Below are 18,026 nucleotides of genomic sequence, written 5' to 3'. Positions count from 1 at the left end.
TTTATGAATCCCAAAAAAAAATTCCTATTTATATTTATTGTTTTCTGCCTACCTTTTCTATTTACTTTTATAGAAATATTTTTTCATCCGGAGTGTTTAAAACTTTCCGGATCCGTTCCCACTCAAGAAGAACCTAAATTCTATTTTTTAGATTTTTTTTCGGGAAAGTTTCAAAAATCCACAGAAAACTACCTTGCTTCAAAATCAGGGTCAAGATGGGTATTCATTCGGTTTAGAAATCAAATCCACTACAGTCTATTCCATAAAATCTACGGACAAAAAACAGTATTCGGGAAAAAAGACTATCTATTTGAAAAAGACCATATTGAAGCCCACCTCGGAATAGACTACCTTGGAGATAAAAAAATCGAAGAGATTGGACTAAATATAAAAAAGCTAAAAAATATTTTACAAAAAAGAAACATCCCTCTTTTCATTCTTTTGGCTCCGGGAAAAGCGTCCTTCTACCCTGAATATATTTCTGAAGAAATGCTCTCTCAAAAAAAAGAAAACTCCAACTACAAAAAATTCAAAAAAGTTTTAGAAGAAAACTATATTCACTGTATAGATTTTATATCATGGATGAAAGGCTTACAAGGAGAAAAAATGCCATTCTATCCAAAAGGTGGAACTCACTGGAGTTATTACACTGCCTCTATTGCGATGCCGGTTATCATTCAAAAAATTTCAGAGGTTACAAATAAAAATTTCCCTAAAATTTCTGTCCAAATGAAAAGTACAACGACCCTCCCCTATTATAATTTAGACAGCGATATTTTTAACTCTCTAAACCTACTTTGGAGTTTACCTTTTGGTAAATATATTGAGCCTGAAATTTTAATAGAAAATACGAACTTTTATAAGCCGAACGTACTGATTGTGGGAGATAGTTTTTATTTTACTCTATCAGCGACTAAGCTCCCAGAAAAATTATTTTCGATTGAGTCTAATTTTTATTACTACGATAAAATCAATTATTCCATAAACGGCAAAACAAACACTCAAATAGAAAAATTCGATCTAAATAAAGATATTTTCTCTAAAGATATAATTATTCTACTTGTATCCGAAGTCAATCTAAAGTATTTCGGATATGGGTTTATAGAAAAAGTAATCACAGAAGAAAAAAAATCTAATACTATAAAAAAATATAAAATGAGTAAATACAATGACAGACCAAAGTATTATTGATAAAATAAAACGGGGAACAGTAGAAATTATCCCTGAGGAAGAATTAAAAACAAAACTCGACAGTGGTAAAATATTAAAAATCAAAGCCGGATTTGATCCGACTGCACCTGACTTGCACCTCGGACATTCTGTACTGATAAGGAAAATGAGGCTATTTCAAGATTTGGGGCATGAGGTAAATTTTCTACTCGGAGATTTTACTGCAATGATTGGCGACCCAACTGGAAAATCAGAAACAAGAAAAAGGCTAACAAAAGAAGAAGTATTACAAAACTCAAAAACCTACGAATCCCAAGTATTTAAAATTTTAGACCCCAAAAAAACAAAAATTGTATTTAACTCAAAATGGGTTTCACCTATGAATTTTGAAGAAGTATTAATCTTAGCTTCAAAATACAATGTAGCAAGACTTTTGGAAAGAGACGACTTCAGTAAAAGATACAAATCCGGTTCACCCATTTCTGTACTAGAGTTTTTATACCCTCTAATCCAAGGTTACGATTCTGTTGTAATGGAAAGTGATATTGAAATCGGTGGCACTGACCAAAAGTTCAACCTGCTTGTAGGAAGAGAATTGCAAAAAGACTACGGAAAACCACAACAAGTAGTAATCACTCTTCCACTACTTGTAGGCCTCGACGGTACAAAAAAAATGTCCAAGTCACTTGGAAACTATATAGGCTTCAACGACAAACCGATTGATATGTATGGGAAAATCATGTCTATTAGCGATGAATTGATGTGGAATTATTTTGAGTTATTGACCGACACTCCAATAAGAGAAATAAATTCTAAAAAAGAATCCATTCAAAAAAAAGAAACTCACCCGAAAGAAGTAAAGACTGAACTTGCAACTATGATAATGGACTTATTTCACGAAAAAGAAGAAAATAGAGAAGCCATTTCTCAATGGCAAAAAATTCATGACCCAAAAAACAGAGTAACCCCGGAAAATATAGAAACTACAAAATTGGGAGATTCTGACTTTCAAGATGGGAAAGTTTTACTCACTGCAATTCTTGCAAAATTAGGTTTTATAAAATCTTCCTCCGAAGGAAGAAGACTCATCTCAAACGGCGGACTTTACTTGGGTGAAGAAAGACTCACCGATGAAAAATTTACCTTAGAAAAAAATAGAGAGTATATCATACGCCAAGGTAAGAAAGGAAAGTTTCTAAAAATACTAACTTAAATGATATTTTTTAAATTTTAACTTATTGTAAAATTCTTCCAATTCTTTTCCATCGAATACTCATTCTCCAAATCCTATATTGGAGGGTGCGTAAAACCCAATCACTTTTAGATTCTTCTCTATTCCTAAAACCGTAAGGTGAAATCTCATAAGGGTGGCATTTTTTTAACAAATCGGCTCCCTCGTATTTTTCTGTAAGTTCTGTACCTTTCTCTGCGATCTCAGATTCATTTTTGTACATACACACATTGTCTTTCCAGTCAATTGAAAAATAAATGATTAGAGCCTTGCCTAAAATATCTTCCCTCGAAACAAAACCCCAAGCTCTGGAATCGTGAGAATCGTCTCTGTTGTCACCAACTACCATATAGCGATCGGGAGGGATCGTGCAACCATTTCTAAAATCACAATATTCCATGACATGAAATTTTCTATCATCGTCATACCCTTCTAAGGTAAAATGTTTGAACCCATTCTTTTCTTCTAAAAAAAGTGCACGCTTGGACGCTTCCGGGTTATCTAAGTCATTCAACTCGTTTTCTCTGGATATTTCAGTCGGTTTGTAATTCTGAAATTCTGTAGCTCCACTCTCTTTGTATTCTATAAAGGAAAGGTCTACTTTTCCTTTCGTCGTATCTAAAGTTTTTTTTGTAATCCGAATCGTATCTCCGGGCATCCCTACAACTCTTTTTACAAAACGCTTAGAAAACATTCCGAGCTTGGCTTCATCTTCAGAGAGTGCTGTAGCGGGTGGGATAAAGGTTATAATATCTCCTCTTTTAGGGTTGTCTATTCTGAAAATTTCTTTTTCGGTAAATGGCATACGAATAGAATAACGCATTTTATTCACAAAAAGAAAATCACCAATTTTTAAAGTAGGGATCATAGAACCGGAAGGAATATTATTTGCATCCAGAATAGAAGATTTGAATGCAAAAACCAATACTACAATAAAGACAAGTGAGCCGATAGATGAAAAGGCAGAAGGCTGTTTTGATTTCGCTTTGGTATTTTCAGATTTTTTTTCTTTTCTTGAACTCATTAAACCATTTTGTTTTTTAGAGGGGGCTTTGTCAAATTGTTAAAAAGAGAATTTTGGGACAATGTTTTCATGGTTCAATTTTTTCTATTTTTCAAATGAAAATACTATTTTGCAATCTCTGTTACTTTTATATTATGGTTAGAATAAAATGCCAGAACAGAAAAATTGTATCTTAATTTATCAAGACACCACTTCTAAAAAAATTGCAAGAATAGAACTGTCAAAATGTGCGGACTCGCTATATTTCGCAAAAGAGCTACAAAAAAAATATCCAGACTCTGAGATTTTTATAGACTGCGACGAAGATTCATTTTTAATCTTGGGTGAATTTCCTAAAAGCCCCGTAAAACTTTTAGAAATCTCAAAAGAAACTGACCTTCATTTTCCGTCCCTAGTCCCTTTTATTGCGATAGATCCATTCCTGACTATTCTAATGCAAGCCTTTGGAAATGAAGAAGCTCTTTCACTTAGTATAGAAAGCGGCTACGCCCATTATTTCAGCCGAAAAAGAAATTCGATCTGGAAAAAAGGGGAAGAAAGCGGTATGATCCAAAGTATTTCACAAATCTACTATCTTTCCGAAACGCCTTCGATCATTTTTCAAACTAAAGAAAAAATTCCTTCTTGCCATACAGGATTCTATTCCTGTTTCTATAGAAAATTAGAAAAAGATTCTTTTGTGACTAATTATTCTAAAAAAGAATTTGACCCTAACCAAATATATGGGAGTAAAAATAGTGGAAACCTCAAATCGTTATGATTGCATATTTATAGGCTCTGGTATCGGCAGCCTTACCGCAGCGAGTTTACTCGCACAATACAAAAATAAAAAAATTCTGATTATAGAAAAACATTTCAAAGCAGGTGGATTTACCCACAGCTTCAGAAGGTTACAAAAATTTTTCTGGGATGTAGGAATCCATTATATAGGAAATTTAGAAGAAGAAAGTTTTACGAGAAAAATTTTTGATACAATCACTGGAGGAAAAGTCCATTGGCAAAAAATGGAAGAGCCTTTTGAAAAATTCGTATATCCCGATTTTACTTTTAGCGTTTATGGAAATAGAGAAAAATATATTTCCGACTTAGTGAATCTATTTCCAGAAGAAAAGTCCTCAATCGAAAAATATTTCCTCGATGTAAAAAAAGTCGCAGGTCACTTCGGAAAAAATATGATGCTAAAATTAGCACCACCATTTTTAGATAGTTTTTTCAATTTATTTGAATCTAAGGATTCGATTCAAACCACAAAAGACTATATGGATTCTCACTTCAAGGATCCGAAACTAAAAAGTTTACTTGTTTCTCAATGGGGGGATTACGGTCTCCCACCTTCTCTCAGTAGCTTTGCAATCCATTCTTTAATTGTAGAGCATTATATAAATGGTGGGTACTACCCTGTAGGAGGTGCAGGTAAAATAGTCGAGTCCATAGAGCCTATCATTTTAGAAAAAGGTGGAGAAATTTTACTTTCTCACGAGGTCACAGAAATTTTATGCAAAGACGGAAAAGTAACAGGAGTTAGGGTAAAAAACTTACACACAAGAGAAGAAGACAATACAAAAGAATTTTATTCTGATATAGTAATGTCAAATGCAGGCGCGTACAATACTTATATAAAGCTAATTCCGGACTCTGTAGAAATCACCTTTAGAGAAGATTTAATAAAATTTATGAAAGATAGCCCAAATCTTGCTTGTGTAACTTTGTATCTTGGATTTTCGGAAGACCCAAGAAAGCTCGGATTCAAAGGAGAGAACTACTGGATTTTTTCCAACTACGACCACGACAAAAACTTCTCCAATAGAAAGTCTTGGGTAGAATCAAAAGATGTTACAGGACTATACCTCTCTTTTCCTTCTTTAAAAGACCCGGAATCAAAAACCCACACAGCAGAAATCATCGCATTTTGTGATTATGAGTCCTTTGAAAAATGGAAGGACCAACCTTGGAAAAAAAGAGACGAAGACTACCAAAAACTAAAAAAAGAAATCTCTGAAAGTTTATTGAACTATGTAGAGAAAATTTTTCCGGGCTTTAATGACCTAATCGAATTTTCAGAACTATCCACTCCAATCACAAACGAGCATTTCACCGGACACTTCCAGGGTAATATTTACGGAATCCCTTGCGTTCCCGAAAGATTCCATAAGGGGAAATCTCCTTGGTGCAATATTAAAACTCCGATCGAAGGTTTGTATCTAGTTGGAGCAGATGCTTCTTCTCCGGGGGTCACGGGTGCAATGATGGGAGGAATGGCTGCAGCACTAACCCAAATGGATGGGTTGAATATTTTCAGGATCCTAGCCGGAAAGAAAAAATAAATCTATTTACCGCTAATTCTATTTACGTAAAAACTAAAAGTTTTAGAGTTTGTGTTTCCGTGAAAGTCGGCGACATTGACTTGGATTGTATTCTCTCCGGATTTTAAAGACAGGTCTCCAATGTAGTAGTTCCCATTATAGTACAGCTCATCATATTCTAAGGAATCTTCGTTTATCCATTTTCCTTTTTTTATAGAAATTTCGTTGAATCTGCTTTCTTTGATTTTTATGCCATTAAAAATAAACCCTATATACTGAACTCCTCTTCTTTGACCACTATTCTCTCCTTTATCGAAAGCGGTTACGGTGAGAGGAAAATTTTTAGAAACATTGATGCTGTCTCCGTCGTTGATATTTGTATAATTTTCGCCTACGCTTAAAGTAAGCCCTCCGATTTCGGGAGAAATACTATCTTCTATTTTAGGTAAAATCATAAGAGGGTTAATCAATTTTGCTCCATTTTCAGATGCAACTACAAAGTGCAAGTGCGAGCCACTGGAGTGACCTGTATTTCCGGTATAGCCTAACTTTTCACCCTCTTTTACAAAATTATCTGACTTAGAAAAATCTATCCTTGTATTTTTTAAATGATAGTAAGCAGACAATATTCCCTTGGAGTGGGATACCCAAACGCAGTTTCCAGTACCGTAATCGCTGTCAAAAGGCTGGTCTTCCGAATACCGGGTATAGACAATTTTTCCATCTGCTATGGACTTCACTTCTTCATTTATAGAAACAATATCCAAGCCATTATGAAAATGATCCATTCTGGACTCTCCGAATGTAGATGATAACTTACTTTTTTTCTGATCTTATACATAAAAAAATTTCAGCTCTGACTCCGAGCTTATCCAACGAAGAGGGAAAGGCAAGTAACAGAATAATAGAAATAATAAATATATTTTTTTTGCCATTGTAGTATCAATAAAAAATGAATATACAATATCCAATAGATAAAATTTTCTATAAACGTAAAGATATTTTTTCAATAGAAAAATGGATGTAACATTAAAACTCATTCAATCCTGTGCAGAAGGAAATTCAGAAAGTCTAAAATTTTTTTTTGAAGAATATTCTGAAGATATTTACAATTTTCCTATAAAAGTTTTTCGCCTCAGTGAAGACGAAGCCGGTGATTTTTTTTTATATGCGTATGAAAGACTAAAAGAAGGCAAAAAATTCCAATCGTTTAAAGGGAAGTCCAGCTTCAAAACATGGTTTTATTCCGTACTTAGAAATATGCTAATCGACTGGAAGAGATCTAAGAGAGAATTAAAAGTCCACTCTATAAATAGAATAAATTCAGAGGGTGAAGAATACAGTTTAATAGAAAACGAGCCGGACAATAAATTTTTAGAAAAAGAAAATGCGTATTTTGTAACAGATGAATTTTACAAAGCCCTCTCTCAAATCAAAATAGAGAACAGAGTAATTTTCAAATTATCCTTTATCTACTATTTATACTTGGAAGACGACGAAATTGATTATATCCTAAATAAAACGAGAAAAACAAAAGAAAGCCTCTCCCAAGAAATTCTGAAAATTCGGGAGATTCTTTCGGACAAAGAAAAGGAAAACATACTTTCCGAAGAAAAAATCACATCGCTTTACACATCAATTCAAAGATTGAAAGAAATTCAAAACAAGGAAGGAAAAATCAATTTTCAAGATAACCTCGAATATAAAGATAAAATTGAATCTGCAATTTCCAAAAAATACGAACAAATCCAAAAATTATTGACTAAAAAGCAAAAAGGCAACCTAATTGCCAGAACCCCACACAAGTTAGTATCCGAAATCTTGGAAATATCAGAGGGAAACGTAAGCGTAGCTTTGATCCGAGTTATAGAAATACTTCAAAAAAATTTGTTGGCCTATGTGTAAAAAATCTTTTTTTTTCGTCTCAAATACAGTAACCGAGTGAACTTAAACTATGAATGATAATAAATTTTGTAAAAACCCAACCTGCTATGGAAGTAGGATTGAGAATTTTCTATTCAATAATGATATTCAATTTGCAAAAGTATTTGAATGCGAAAATTGCACATCAGCCCTCCACCAAAGTATTGAAACGATTCATTTCACCATTGACACTCTGAAAGAAAAATATCTTGCAGGGACAAACTCAAAGGTGTATTCGGATTTTAACGAAAATATTGATCTCGCAAAAATGGAAGATAAAAATATCCCGAATAAGCCCCTTCCTGTCTATTTACAAAAATTTATCCAAGACAACACCACTGCCAAATCTCAAAACCTATCCTTACTTTGTGTAATTTCAGATACGATTAAAGTGTTTGACGTGTTTGGAAAAGGTATCATAGAAAGTCTCTACCCGTTGTCCCCGTCCTTTCGCAGTAAAAATACTTCTCTGAAATATAAAATCTTGGAAGAATCAGATAAAGACATTCATTTTTCTTATCAATTCATCAAAGAGTCTGAAAATTTAATTTACCTTACGATTCAACTGCATCCAAAAAATGAAAACACTTTTCACGAAGTCGAATTAAACTTAAACCAAAGACTGCTTATGTCTTCTAAAATAGACGAAGAAGGAATTGTGAGTTTTCCAAATTTACAGGAAGGAATCTATAGACTGAATTTCAACGGAAAAAATAGATTGAAATCAGTTGACCTTACAATCTATACAGAATAATATTTCCTTATGATCGAGTTATTAATTGACCGTGTAGGAAACGTCAATGTATTTAATGTATTAGAAAATGACAGTCCTACCAAAGAATCCCATTTGCAATCCATTGTAGATGAAGATTTGATTTTTGAATTTATGAAAGAGGTTGACCACCTTACCAAGGTCTCCAGAAATCTGTATTTTGATCAAGATGGCAATTCACAAATTTCCATCGACATACTTAGTGACCTAAAAAAAATCGGAGAGGCTTTTTTTGACCAATTTTTTCCAACCCCGATCGCCGACAAATTAAGAACTACATCAGAGAAATATCTTCACTTTCACATTGCACCCCCTTTAAGCGTAATTCCTTGGTCTGTGCTACACAACGGAAATTGTTTTTTATCAGATAAATTTTGTATAGGAAAAACCATTCAAGGGTACTCTCACAGTAAATTGAAAAAATCCAGAGAAAGCCTGAAAATGCTAATCATCGCAGACCCAACTGAGGATTTAGATTGGGCAAGATTAGAAGGAGAAAAACTATATAAAACCCTAAAGCAAAAAGTCCCGTCGTCTGTTTTAGATATAGAATTTATCGGAGGAAGGCAAGTCACAAAACTAAAGTTACTGTCTCTCATCAAAGGAAAAAATATCATACACTATTCCGGACATTTATACTTTTCTGACGATCCTTTGGAAAACGGTTGGCTACTGTCCAACGATAAAGTAATAAAGGCAAGAGAAATCAAGAGTAGCGGCTTTGACACAGATTTAGTTTTTAGCAATTCCTGTCAGTCATCCGAAAACGCTAAAAAGAAATCCAATCCAAGTATTTTAAATTTCTTCGCAGGCTCATTTCTAATGTCGGGGATTCGTACATTTATTGGAACAAATTGGGAAATTGCAGACAACGAAAATACCTTAGATTTTACTATACGATTTTATACTTCTCTATTCAACGACAAAACAATAGGCGAGTCTCTTTTTCTTGCAGGAGAATATGCAAGAAGAAACTACAACATAAACGATCTAACTTGGGCAAATTATTCTCTCCATGGGGATCCTACTTTTAAAATTCTAGAAGAAAAAGCAAAGCTGAAAAAAGACATCATCAACCCTTCTAATGTTTATAATTTCTATCCGACCCCGATTGCAAAATCCTATATGGACTTCATGAAAGATGTTTCTACAAGTACTGCAATTGAAAACTTCGATCAATTAAAAAATACCTTTGAAGAATTTTCTAAAGTGATTGGGTGCTTTGTTTTCAGTGATCACAAATTTCATTCACTGGGAAGGTATATTCCAGAGCATCCGGACGATGCACTCACTTTAAAAAATTGGTGGGATTTAATTTTTCAGTGTTTGAGTGACTTTAAGAAACTGAGAATGAATCCACTTTTGGACAACTCGGTATCCATCCTTTACACACTGAAAGACACAATTTATAAAATGATCCAATGGGTTGAGTTATATACCCAAGAAAAAATTGACGAAAAATTGGTAGAGATCTATCTCATCTCATTTCAATACTATTACGAAAATTTATTACTTGAATTAGAAGAATTTGAAAACTTGGCCATAGTTTTAGTTCACCCGGATTCAGACACAAAGACCAATTACTACTTCAGAGGGACAAAGCCTTCCTCCTTTCTGGCACAAGCTCCCTTTGCAAGTGAAGAGTATGTGCAATCTATAATAGATGAAATTGACGGAAAACTTTTACTATTGAATTTAAAAAATAAAAGAAGTTTCCCTCTGACAGGAGTACTCATCGACAGAGATTCTGAAAACAATACAAGCCTGTCTTTTCCCGGTTTTCGCAAAAGCATTTTTTTAAACCAAAAATCATGAGTGTTTGCCAACCAAAAAATTCCTGCTTTTCTTGCGGAGCGTGTTGTGGGTTTCTAAATTTAAAAATTTCAAAAACAGAATTAAGAAACTTATTTAAAAAACGTACGCAAAACTTTCGTTCTCTAATAGACTTTAAAAAAGCCCATACAATTGCAGCCTATCGCCAGACTATGGAAGAAAAAGAAAACAAAATAGAAAAGTTTGACAATACCACATACAACTGTCCCTTTCTGGGTTATATAGACCAAGAAGAGAAAAAGATCGGTTGCATGATCCACCCTGTATTTACAAAGGATCCGAAAAGTCAAAATTTTTCTTTTTACGGTGCGTCTATCTGCCAGGGTTATAATTGCAAAAATAAAGAAAGAAAAACAGTCGATTACTGGGAAGATTTTTTATCCAATGAAAATCTAAACTCCATAGACTACTCTCTTATTATTTCAGACCATATAACCATAGAGTTATTAGAAAATTTTTTCAAAACCCTTCAAATCCCTATTTTGGTAGTTTTTCAAAACTACACCGACTTACTAAAAAAAATATTCTCACACAGACTCAACCTTAGTCAAAAACCCGAACTACTATACACGACTTCTTTTGAAATAAACTATATAGAATCGTCTTATAGCCCATTTTATGCGTTATGCGAAAGACTAAGTATCTGTAAGAATTCAGAACTATATTTTGAATTGGAAACTATATTTACAAAAGCACCTGTCTTATGAATAGAAATCTTACTCTTTCGAATTGTATTCTTTTTTTTCTGTTCTTCACTCTCTTCTCTCCGATCCAAGGAGAAAGCCCAAACTTCACGACAAAAATACATTTCAAAAAAATCCTAACCGGCTTTCAAGAAATCACAGACATACAATTTTTTCCTTTAAACGACAACAAAATGATCGTATTGGAAAAAAATGGAACCGGAGTATTGATTGAAATTTCAAGCGGTAAAAAAAATATTTTCCTAAATTTGAAAGAAGTTGTTACTACAAGAAGCGAAGCCGGGCTACTCGGTTTTGCATTTCACCCTAAGTTTTTACAAAATGGCTTATTCTATGCAAACTATGTAGTTAGAGAAAACGGAAAAGACTACACTTTTATCACAGAATTTTTATCCAAGTCCAAAAATTTTTCAGAAAACTTAAAATCCCCTTTAAAAGTTTTACTCAAAATCGAACAGCCCTACCCTAACCACAATGCAGGTCAACTGGCTTTTGGAAATGACGGGCTGTTGTATATTGGGTTTGGGGACGGAGGCTCGGGTGGAGATCCTCACGGTCATGGCCAAAATACAAAAACCATGCTTGGCTCTATGATTAGAATTGATGTTGACAAAAATGAAAAACACAAACTCTACAAAATCCCAAAAGACAATCCTTTTGCAAACGATAAAGAGTTCTTGCCCGAAATATTTGCCTACGGTCTTAGAAACCCATGGAGGTATTCTTTCGACAAATCTACAGGAAGACTTTTTCTCGCCGATGTCGGTCAAAACGAGTACGAAGAAATCAACATTATAGAAAAAGGGAAAAACTACGGCTGGAATATTCGAGAAGGTTTTCACTGTTACAAAAAAAATCCAAAATGTAACGAAAAATTTGCAGAGCCAATACACGAATATTCCCATTCGGAAGGTCAGTCGATTACGGGCGGTTATGTTTACAGAGGAAAAGAAATTCCTGAATTGTATGGAGGGTATGTTTACGGAGACTTTGTAAGCGGAAAAGTTTGGGTTCTTTTTACTGAAAAATCAAGGAAAATAAATAATTTCAAATTGTTCAAGGCAAATTTTCCAATCAGTACTTTTGGCCAAAATTCAAAAGGAGAAATCTATTTTTCTGACTTCGCAAAGGGAGAAATCTATTATTTAATAAAATAAAATGCTGACAAAGAAATTCTAATTTTCTTACAATGTAAATTGAAATTGATTCTTTCAATTCAAAGGAGTGATTATGTCCGATATAAAAATCCAATCTAGATTTACGGAAAATTTTTTTTCCAAAGAAGCCTTAGAAAAAAATCTAAAAGAATCCGAAGAGTCCAGAAAGCTACTCCATAACAAAACAGGCAAAGGCTCTGAATTTCTTGGATGGGTGGATTTACCTTTAAAGATAAAAAACTCTGAATTAGAAAAAATCCAAGACGTTGCAGAACAAATTCAAGAAAGCTCAGACTATTTAGTAGTTGTAGGGATCGGCGGCTCCTACCTTGGCGCAAGGGCAGTCATAGAATCTCTTCAATCTCCTTTTGATTTTTTCAAAAAAAAGAAAACCAAAATACTCTATGCAGGACACCACACAGACTCAACCTACCATAGCGAGCTTTTGGATTTTTTAGAAGACAAAGATTTTTCCATAAATGTAATTTCCAAGTCGGGAACAACTACAGAGCCTGCATTGGCTTTTAGGTTACTACTTGAACTCGCCAAAAAAAAATACGGAAACAAAAAATTAAAAAAACGCGTAATATCCACTACAGACAAATCCAAGGGAGCTTTAAAAAAACTCTCAGATGAATACGGATTTCAAACTTTTGTAATCCCAGATGATGTCGGTGGACGTTATTCGGTATTGACCCCAGTTGGACTTTTGCCGATTGCAGTAGCCGGAAATAAAATTAAGTCTTTTGTCAAAGGTGCATCGAAAATGGCTGACTCTCTATCGAAAGAGAACAACCCAGAAAAAAATATAGCCTGCCTTTATGCTTCTCTGCGAAATACGTTATACGACACAGGTCGAAAAATTGAAATACTCGTAAACTACAATCCTGCACTTCAATATTTTACGGAATGGTGGAAGCAACTCTACGGAGAAAGTGAAGGAAAAGAAAAAAAAGGAATCTTTCCCGCAGGAGTGAATTTTACCTCAGACCTTCATTCAATGGGACAATACATTCAAGACGGGGAGAGAATGCTGTTTGAGACAGTTTTAAAAATTTCTTCTCCCAAGAAAAATCTCAAAATCCCTACCGTAAAAGACGACCCCGATGGATTAAATTTTATAGCTGGTAAAACTTTTTCCTATCTTACCGAAAAGGCATTACTCGGAACCATACTTGCCCACCACGATGGCGAAGTTCCCAGTATAGAAGTTGATATTCCTGAAATAAAAGAAGAAACAATAGGGGAGTTAATTTATTTCTTTGAGTATGCCTGCGGCGTATCCGGTTACATGCTGGGGGTAAACCCGTTTGATCAGCCGGGAGTAGAAAGTTACAAAAACAATATGTTTGCTCTACTTGGAAAAAAAGGGTACGAAAAAATAAAAGCCGATATAGAATCAAAACTTCAGAAGCCCTAAATTAGATGAATGCAAAATATGAGTCCTTAAAAGATTTGATGCAAATTCCGGGTGTAGGTAAATCTATTGCACAAGATTTGTATGATATAGGGATACGAAAAATAGAAGATTTGAAAAATAAAGAGCCGGAAGTTCTTTATAAAGACTCAAATGATTTTTCTGGAATGACCCAAGACAGGTGCTTACTCTATGTATTTAGGTGTGCTTGCTATTTTGCTAAAACCCCGGAAAAAAAACGTGTTAGCGAAAAATTGCAATGGTGGTATTGGAAAGACAAAAAGCAAAGCTCCAAATAAGCAAGCAAACTCCCCTTTAGTGAAAAACCATTGCTTTCTTAGTCAAAGAAAAAACATTGTTTGTAACTATAATGTTTCACAAAATTAAAAGAATTTTCCAAAACACAAAACTAAATTTTCTAATCCTAAGCCTTTCTCTTCCCGTATTTTTAGAAATGATAAGCCATACTATGATCCAAGTTGCCGATACGATGATGGTAGGAAAACTCGGTGAAATTGCTCTTGGCGCAACAGGTCTCGGTGGAATTGCCTATTTCACAATTCTATCTTTTATATTAAACGCATCATCCAGTGTGCAAATCTTAACCGCTAGAAGAGTAGGAGAAAAAAATTTCTCCGGTGTCGGGAAAGTTGCCTTATCCGCAATCGGTTTTGCAATCTATGGAGGGATTCTTTTTTCACTCATAGGATATTTTTTGACTGACTCATTTGTACAGCTTTTGAGTGATGACCAAGCCATTATTCAAACCGCAGGCTCTTACATTAAGATCCGTTTTCTCGGGTCAGGTTTCTTCTTTGTACTTTTTGTGATACGAGCATTTCTAAATGGGCTTGGGCTAACCTATATAGGGATGATCGCAGCCTTCGTTGTGACTTTCAGTAATATTTTTTTGAACTGGGTTTTGATTTATGGAAATCTAGGTTTTCAGGCTTACGGTGTTGATGGAGCTGCAATGGCTTCATCTCTCGCCGGATTTATTGGGATGGTTGTAATCTCTTTATTTTTACTAAAAAGAGAAGTTCTAAATTACCTGAAATCTTCAGGAAAATTCTTTGACTGGGAAGTACTCAAAGAAATTTTCTATCTCGGTTTTCCACCCGGAGTAGATGGTGTCTTAACCAATCTCGCATTTCTAATATTCACAAAATTTGCAGGGATGATAAGCACTACAGCACTTGCAGCGTCTTCTATAGTTTTTTCTATAATGACAATTTCCTTTATGCCCGGGTTTGCTTTTGGAATCGCAGCGACTACTCTTGTAGGTCAAGCACTTGGTGCCGGGAAAATTCGACTCGCCTATCAAGGAACCTTTCGAGCGGCCTCCTATTCGGCTTTTTTAATGGGTTTTGTAGGACTTGTATTTATAATATTCGGAAAAGAAATCATTTCCCTATTTTCTACCGACCCAATCATCATTTGCGAAACCTACCCTGCTTTATTTGTAGTCTCTCTCATTCAAGTAGGAGACGCTTACCACATGGTAGTAGGGTCTGCTCTTAGAAGTACAGGATTAGTTTACTGGGTCATGGTAGTTTATATATTTGTGTCATTTTTTGTCATGCTTCCATTGGGTTATTATCTTGGAGTACATTTAAAATACGGTACTGTAGGTTTGTGGTCTTCGGTATTTGTATGGATACTATCCATGAGCGTAGCCTTTGTTTGGAAATTCAGAAAAAAAGAATGGGTAAGTATTCGTATTTAAGTCTATCTTGTTTACTTACAAATTGTATTCTTTAATGATTCCTAGAAGAGTCTTTCCTGTTGACTCCAATTGTTTGGCTGTATCCATAAGTAGATGAGAGCCTGCGGCTAAATTTTGAGTTTCGATTGTAATGGATTGAATTGCTTTAATAATTTCTGTGGACGCAATTTTTTGTTGATTGGCAGCCTCTGTAATTGATTCGGAGTAATCTGAAACTTCTTGTACATTGTTCACAATCTTTTCTGCACCTAAAATCTGCTCTTCCTGTGCCCCGGATACAATATTGGTCGAATCTTTAATTGACTCAATATTTTTTATAAAATCCAATAATGTAGAAGAAGTGGTATTCACTTTAGACACAGAGTCGGAAACAGATTTTTTCGTATCGCTCACTAATTTCTGGATATTCTTTGTATTTTGGGCGGTTTGATCTGCAAGTTTAGAAATCTCTTGGGCAACTACAGCAAATCCTTTTCCATATTCACCAGCTCTTGCTGCTTCAATTGCTGCATTTAACGCTAACAAATTTGTCCTGTCCGAGATCTCATTAATTACAGTAACTACATTATCAATTTTTTTAGCATTTTCATCTACGTTTTTAATCGCTTCAATCGTACTATTTGTGGACTCGTTTGCCTTTCTAGCTTCTTCTGAGAAAAAGTCAGTTTTTACTCTTAGAGATTTCACAATCTCACTCATCTGTGCTTGAGAATTCTTAAATTTTTGACTGATAGAATTCATTTCTTTCAAGTTTTTTGAAACTTGGAGAATACTACTCACTACATTTTCAATAGAGGCATGAAGTTCTTCGGATGCGGCAGAAGTTTCCTCTGTAGATGCAGCTTGGCTTTGAGTGGATTCATTACTTGCAGTCACAAGCTCTACAGTTTTTTCAGACTGGGCGATCAAATACTGGGACTCTCTTTTCAAATAGTAGATAATTTCTACAAAGTTTAAAATAAGTACGTTGATCCATTTTCCTAAAAGACTAATCTCATCGTTCGATTCTATTGAGATAGTCCGGCTGACATTTCCCTTTTTTCTGGTTAGATGAATGAGAGTTTGAATAGAGTTGTTGATCGAATTTGTAATAGATCTATGTGTAAGAATTGTTATATAAAAAAGCGATAAGACTAAAATTGCAGTACCGGGTAACAGAAAAGCCAACTTCTTTTTCAGATTGGAAATTCTATTTTGAAGTAGGTTTTCTAAATGAAAAGTAGTTGTGTTGTAAGCCTCTAAATTTTCGTGAATGTAACCTGAAATTTCATCAAAATATTTCTTAGGCTCCATATCCGGTTTTGCTTTATCTAAAATTTCGGTATTTACCAAATAAAGTAATTTTTCATTTGCTTCCAGAGTTCGATCCAAAGTCAACCTGACCTCTGGAGATAAGTTTGGGTTATTGAGCTTAATGTAATTATAAGTATCTTTGAATTCGTTTTTGAGATATTCTGCTTCGCTAATCTTTTTTCTGATTCTTTTTTCTTCTTCTTGCAAATTAATTTTCTTATTCAGTATAATCGCCCCTAAAGCCCGCATCTGCCCTTCACTTTCAGAAAGATAAGGAAAAATATTTGTGATTAGCACCGTATAATAATATAAATTTGGATCAGGCTCTAAGATTAGCTCACTGGAATTTCCGAGGTATTTTGCAAATAGGAGAATTTTTGAAATGACTTCTGCATGCCTTTTAAAATTTTCTAAAGAATTTGATTTGGAATAATGAGTTTTTAATTCATTCCAGTCACTCACAATTTCTCCCCAATATTCTTTCGTATTCAATATCTCCTTAAATTCCAAGTCCATTCTAGTAATCTCTTCTGAAATTCTATCTATATCTTTGGACTTTTCCAAGATTCGCTCTTCAAAAGATTTATCACCAGCAAGGTATGCACAAGTCATTCCTCTGTGAACTGCAATTCCTTGGGTGAATTTAGAAATCTGTCCCAAAAAAACTGCACCATCATTTTCTTTTTTGAAAACATCGTAGCTCTTTTTAGTTTCATACACTCCAAGGCTTGTAAATAAAATAATAAATATAAAAAAAGATACAGACAATAAACTAAGCCTACTGGAGATTTTCATATTCAAAATCCATTTTTTGGGAGAAAGACTGAAACTTTTTGAAACTTCTCCTCTATTGATTTTGTCGTAGATCGCCTGATACTTAGAAATATTTTCGGAACTCATTTTTTTCCGAACAGATACATAGCCATCCATCTCACCTGCATCGTTGTAGCTCGCAGTAACTGTAGCATCCACCCAATAGTAATCGCCATTTTTTGTTCTGTTTTTAACAAACCCAAACCAAGGCTCCCCTCTTTTTATAGTGTCCCAAAGATCCTTAAATGCAGATGGTGGCATGTCCGGGTGCCTTAGAATATTATGAGGTTGACCTTCCAATTCTTCCTTAGTGTAACCGGAAATTTTTACAAAGTCTTCATTTGCATAAGTGATAACACCCTTCAAATTAGTTTTAGAGATCAATATACTATGATCGGATAGAGGAATTTCTGATTTTGTTACCGGTAGGTTTTTTCTCATTTGTTAGCTACTTTTTATATTCTTACAACAATTAACGGTAATCGTACTTGTATTATAAAACGGAAAAACTAAGCCAAATTTCCGTATAATGCTTTTTTTACTCTATTGAACGGTGATTTACTCGTTTCCCTGCTTTTATAGATTTTGAGGCAGAATTTTCCCTGTTGCCATACTATTAATCTTAGTAATTTTTTCTATTTTTTTATCAAAAATTTTTAA

The 18,026-nt window shown here is 34.4% G+C and carries 14 protein-coding genes and 1 pseudogene; 12 read left to right on the top strand and 3 right to left on the bottom strand.

Going from position 1 to position 18,026, the window contains the following annotated elements; translation table 11 throughout:
- The first annotated feature begins 3 nt into the window (after positions 1–3).
- Positions 4–1,191 (top strand): hypothetical protein, encoded by a 1,188-nt coding sequence (locus HS129_00490; protein ID MBE7410536.1) that lies wholly within the window; start codon positions 4–6, stop codon positions 1,189–1,191.
- Positions 1,169–2,383 (top strand): tyrosine--tRNA ligase, encoded by a 1,215-nt coding sequence (locus tag HS129_00485; GenBank protein ID MBE7410535.1) that lies wholly within the window; start codon positions 1,169–1,171, stop codon positions 2,381–2,383. The genes HS129_00490 and HS129_00485 overlap by 23 nt, the downstream gene beginning before the upstream one ends.
- Before the next feature lie 22 nt (positions 2,384–2,405).
- Here HS129_00485 and lepB read toward each other — a convergent pair whose 3' ends face one another.
- On the bottom strand, positions 2,406–3,425 hold the full coding sequence (gene lepB / locus HS129_00480; protein MBE7410534.1) for a signal peptidase I: 1,020 nt from the start codon (positions 3,423–3,425) through the stop codon (positions 2,406–2,408).
- Between the two features lie 433 nt (positions 3,426–3,858).
- Between lepB and HS129_00475 the strand changes: the two genes are divergently transcribed.
- A complete protein-coding gene (locus tag HS129_00475; protein MBE7410533.1) occupies positions 3,859–4,185 on the top strand; it encodes a phosphoribosyl-AMP cyclohydrolase in 327 nt (108 codons plus the stop codon).
- A complete protein-coding gene (locus HS129_00470) occupies positions 4,148–5,749 on the top strand; it encodes an NAD(P)/FAD-dependent oxidoreductase (GenBank protein ID MBE7410532.1) in 1,602 nt (533 codons plus the stop codon). Before HS129_00475 ends, HS129_00470 begins: the two co-directional genes overlap by 38 nt.
- Positions 5,750–5,751: 2 nt before the next feature.
- On the opposite strand, the gene HS129_00465 is transcribed toward HS129_00470, so the two are convergent.
- Positions 5,752–6,516, bottom strand: a complete 765-nt coding sequence (locus HS129_00465) for a M23 family metallopeptidase (protein ID MBE7410531.1) — start codon at positions 6,514–6,516, stop codon at positions 5,752–5,754.
- A 229-nt stretch (positions 6,517–6,745) separates the two neighbouring features.
- Between HS129_00465 and HS129_00460 the strand changes: the two genes are divergently transcribed.
- The 8 genes and pseudogenes from HS129_00460 (at position 6,746) to HS129_00425 (ending at position 15,260) form a co-directional block, all read left to right on the top strand.
- Positions 6,746–7,633, top strand: coding sequence for a sigma-70 family RNA polymerase sigma factor (locus HS129_00460; protein ID MBE7410530.1), 888 nt, complete (start codon positions 6,746–6,748; stop codon positions 7,631–7,633).
- A 49-nt stretch (positions 7,634–7,682) separates the two neighbouring features.
- A complete protein-coding gene (locus tag HS129_00455) occupies positions 7,683–8,405 on the top strand; it encodes a hypothetical protein (protein MBE7410529.1) in 723 nt (240 codons plus the stop codon).
- 9 nt (positions 8,406–8,414) lie between these two features.
- The gene (locus tag HS129_00450; GenBank protein MBE7410528.1) at positions 8,415–10,238 is read left to right on the top strand and encodes a CHAT domain-containing protein; all 1,824 of its coding nucleotides are present in this window, start codon (positions 8,415–8,417) and stop codon (positions 10,236–10,238) included.
- The gene (locus HS129_00445; GenBank protein ID MBE7410527.1) at positions 10,235–10,963 is read left to right on the top strand and encodes a hypothetical protein; all 729 of its coding nucleotides are present in this window, start codon (positions 10,235–10,237) and stop codon (positions 10,961–10,963) included. Before HS129_00450 ends, HS129_00445 begins: the two co-directional genes overlap by 4 nt.
- A pseudogene (locus HS129_00440) lies at positions 10,964–12,117 on the top strand (PQQ-dependent sugar dehydrogenase).
- A gap of 73 nt (positions 12,118–12,190) precedes the next feature.
- On the top strand, positions 12,191–13,537 hold the full coding sequence (locus HS129_00435) for a glucose-6-phosphate isomerase (protein MBE7410526.1): 1,347 nt from the start codon (positions 12,191–12,193) through the stop codon (positions 13,535–13,537).
- A 5-nt stretch (positions 13,538–13,542) separates the two neighbouring features.
- The gene (locus HS129_00430; protein ID MBE7410525.1) at positions 13,543–13,833 is read left to right on the top strand and encodes a pathogenicity locus; all 291 of its coding nucleotides are present in this window, start codon (positions 13,543–13,545) and stop codon (positions 13,831–13,833) included.
- Positions 13,834–13,904: 71 nt separating this feature from the next.
- On the top strand, positions 13,905–15,260 hold the full coding sequence (locus tag HS129_00425; GenBank protein ID MBE7410524.1) for an MATE family efflux transporter: 1,356 nt from the start codon (positions 13,905–13,907) through the stop codon (positions 15,258–15,260).
- Between the two features lie 15 nt (positions 15,261–15,275).
- Here HS129_00425 and HS129_00420 read toward each other — a convergent pair whose 3' ends face one another.
- Positions 15,276–17,807 carry a methyl-accepting chemotaxis protein gene (locus tag HS129_00420; protein MBE7410523.1) on the bottom strand — a complete coding sequence of 844 codons (2,532 nt, stop codon included), beginning with the start codon at positions 17,805–17,807 and terminating at the stop codon, positions 15,276–15,278.
- Positions 17,808–18,026 lie beyond the last annotated feature (219 nt).

The organism is Leptospiraceae bacterium (assembly GCA_015075105.1).
Taxonomy (GTDB): Bacteria; Spirochaetota; Leptospiria; order Leptospirales; family Leptospiraceae; genus JABWCC01.
The sequence above is the reverse complement of the archived record's forward strand: the minus strand, read 5'-3'. Positions and strand labels throughout refer to the sequence as shown.

Coding starts and splice junctions, on each gene's coding strand:
- HS129_00435 (MBE7410526.1), top strand. CDS start 12,191: ATGTCCGATATAAAAATCCAATCTAGATTTACGGAAAATTTTTTTTCC.
- HS129_00420 (MBE7410523.1), bottom strand. CDS start 17,807: ATGAGAAAAAACCTACCGGTAACAAAATCAGAAATTCCTCTATCCGAT.
- HS129_00460 (MBE7410530.1), top strand. CDS start 6,746: ATGGATGTAACATTAAAACTCATTCAATCCTGTGCAGAAGGAAATTCA.
- lepB (MBE7410534.1), bottom strand. CDS start 3,425: ATGAGTTCAAGAAAAGAAAAAAAATCTGAAAATACCAAAGCGAAATCA.
- HS129_00450 (MBE7410528.1), top strand. CDS start 8,415: ATGATCGAGTTATTAATTGACCGTGTAGGAAACGTCAATGTATTTAAT.
- HS129_00485 (MBE7410535.1), top strand. CDS start 1,169: ATGACAGACCAAAGTATTATTGATAAAATAAAACGGGGAACAGTAGAA.
- HS129_00465 (MBE7410531.1), bottom strand. CDS start 6,516: ATGGATCATTTTCATAATGGCTTGGATATTGTTTCTATAAATGAAGAA.
- HS129_00430 (MBE7410525.1), top strand. CDS start 13,543: ATGAATGCAAAATATGAGTCCTTAAAAGATTTGATGCAAATTCCGGGT.
- HS129_00490 (MBE7410536.1), top strand. CDS start 4: ATGAATCCCAAAAAAAAATTCCTATTTATATTTATTGTTTTCTGCCTA.
- HS129_00445 (MBE7410527.1), top strand. CDS start 10,235: ATGAGTGTTTGCCAACCAAAAAATTCCTGCTTTTCTTGCGGAGCGTGT.
- HS129_00470 (MBE7410532.1), top strand. CDS start 4,148: ATGGGAGTAAAAATAGTGGAAACCTCAAATCGTTATGATTGCATATTT.
- HS129_00475 (MBE7410533.1), top strand. CDS start 3,859: ATGCAAGCCTTTGGAAATGAAGAAGCTCTTTCACTTAGTATAGAAAGC.
- HS129_00455 (MBE7410529.1), top strand. CDS start 7,683: ATGAATGATAATAAATTTTGTAAAAACCCAACCTGCTATGGAAGTAGG.
- HS129_00425 (MBE7410524.1), top strand. CDS start 13,905: ATGTTTCACAAAATTAAAAGAATTTTCCAAAACACAAAACTAAATTTT.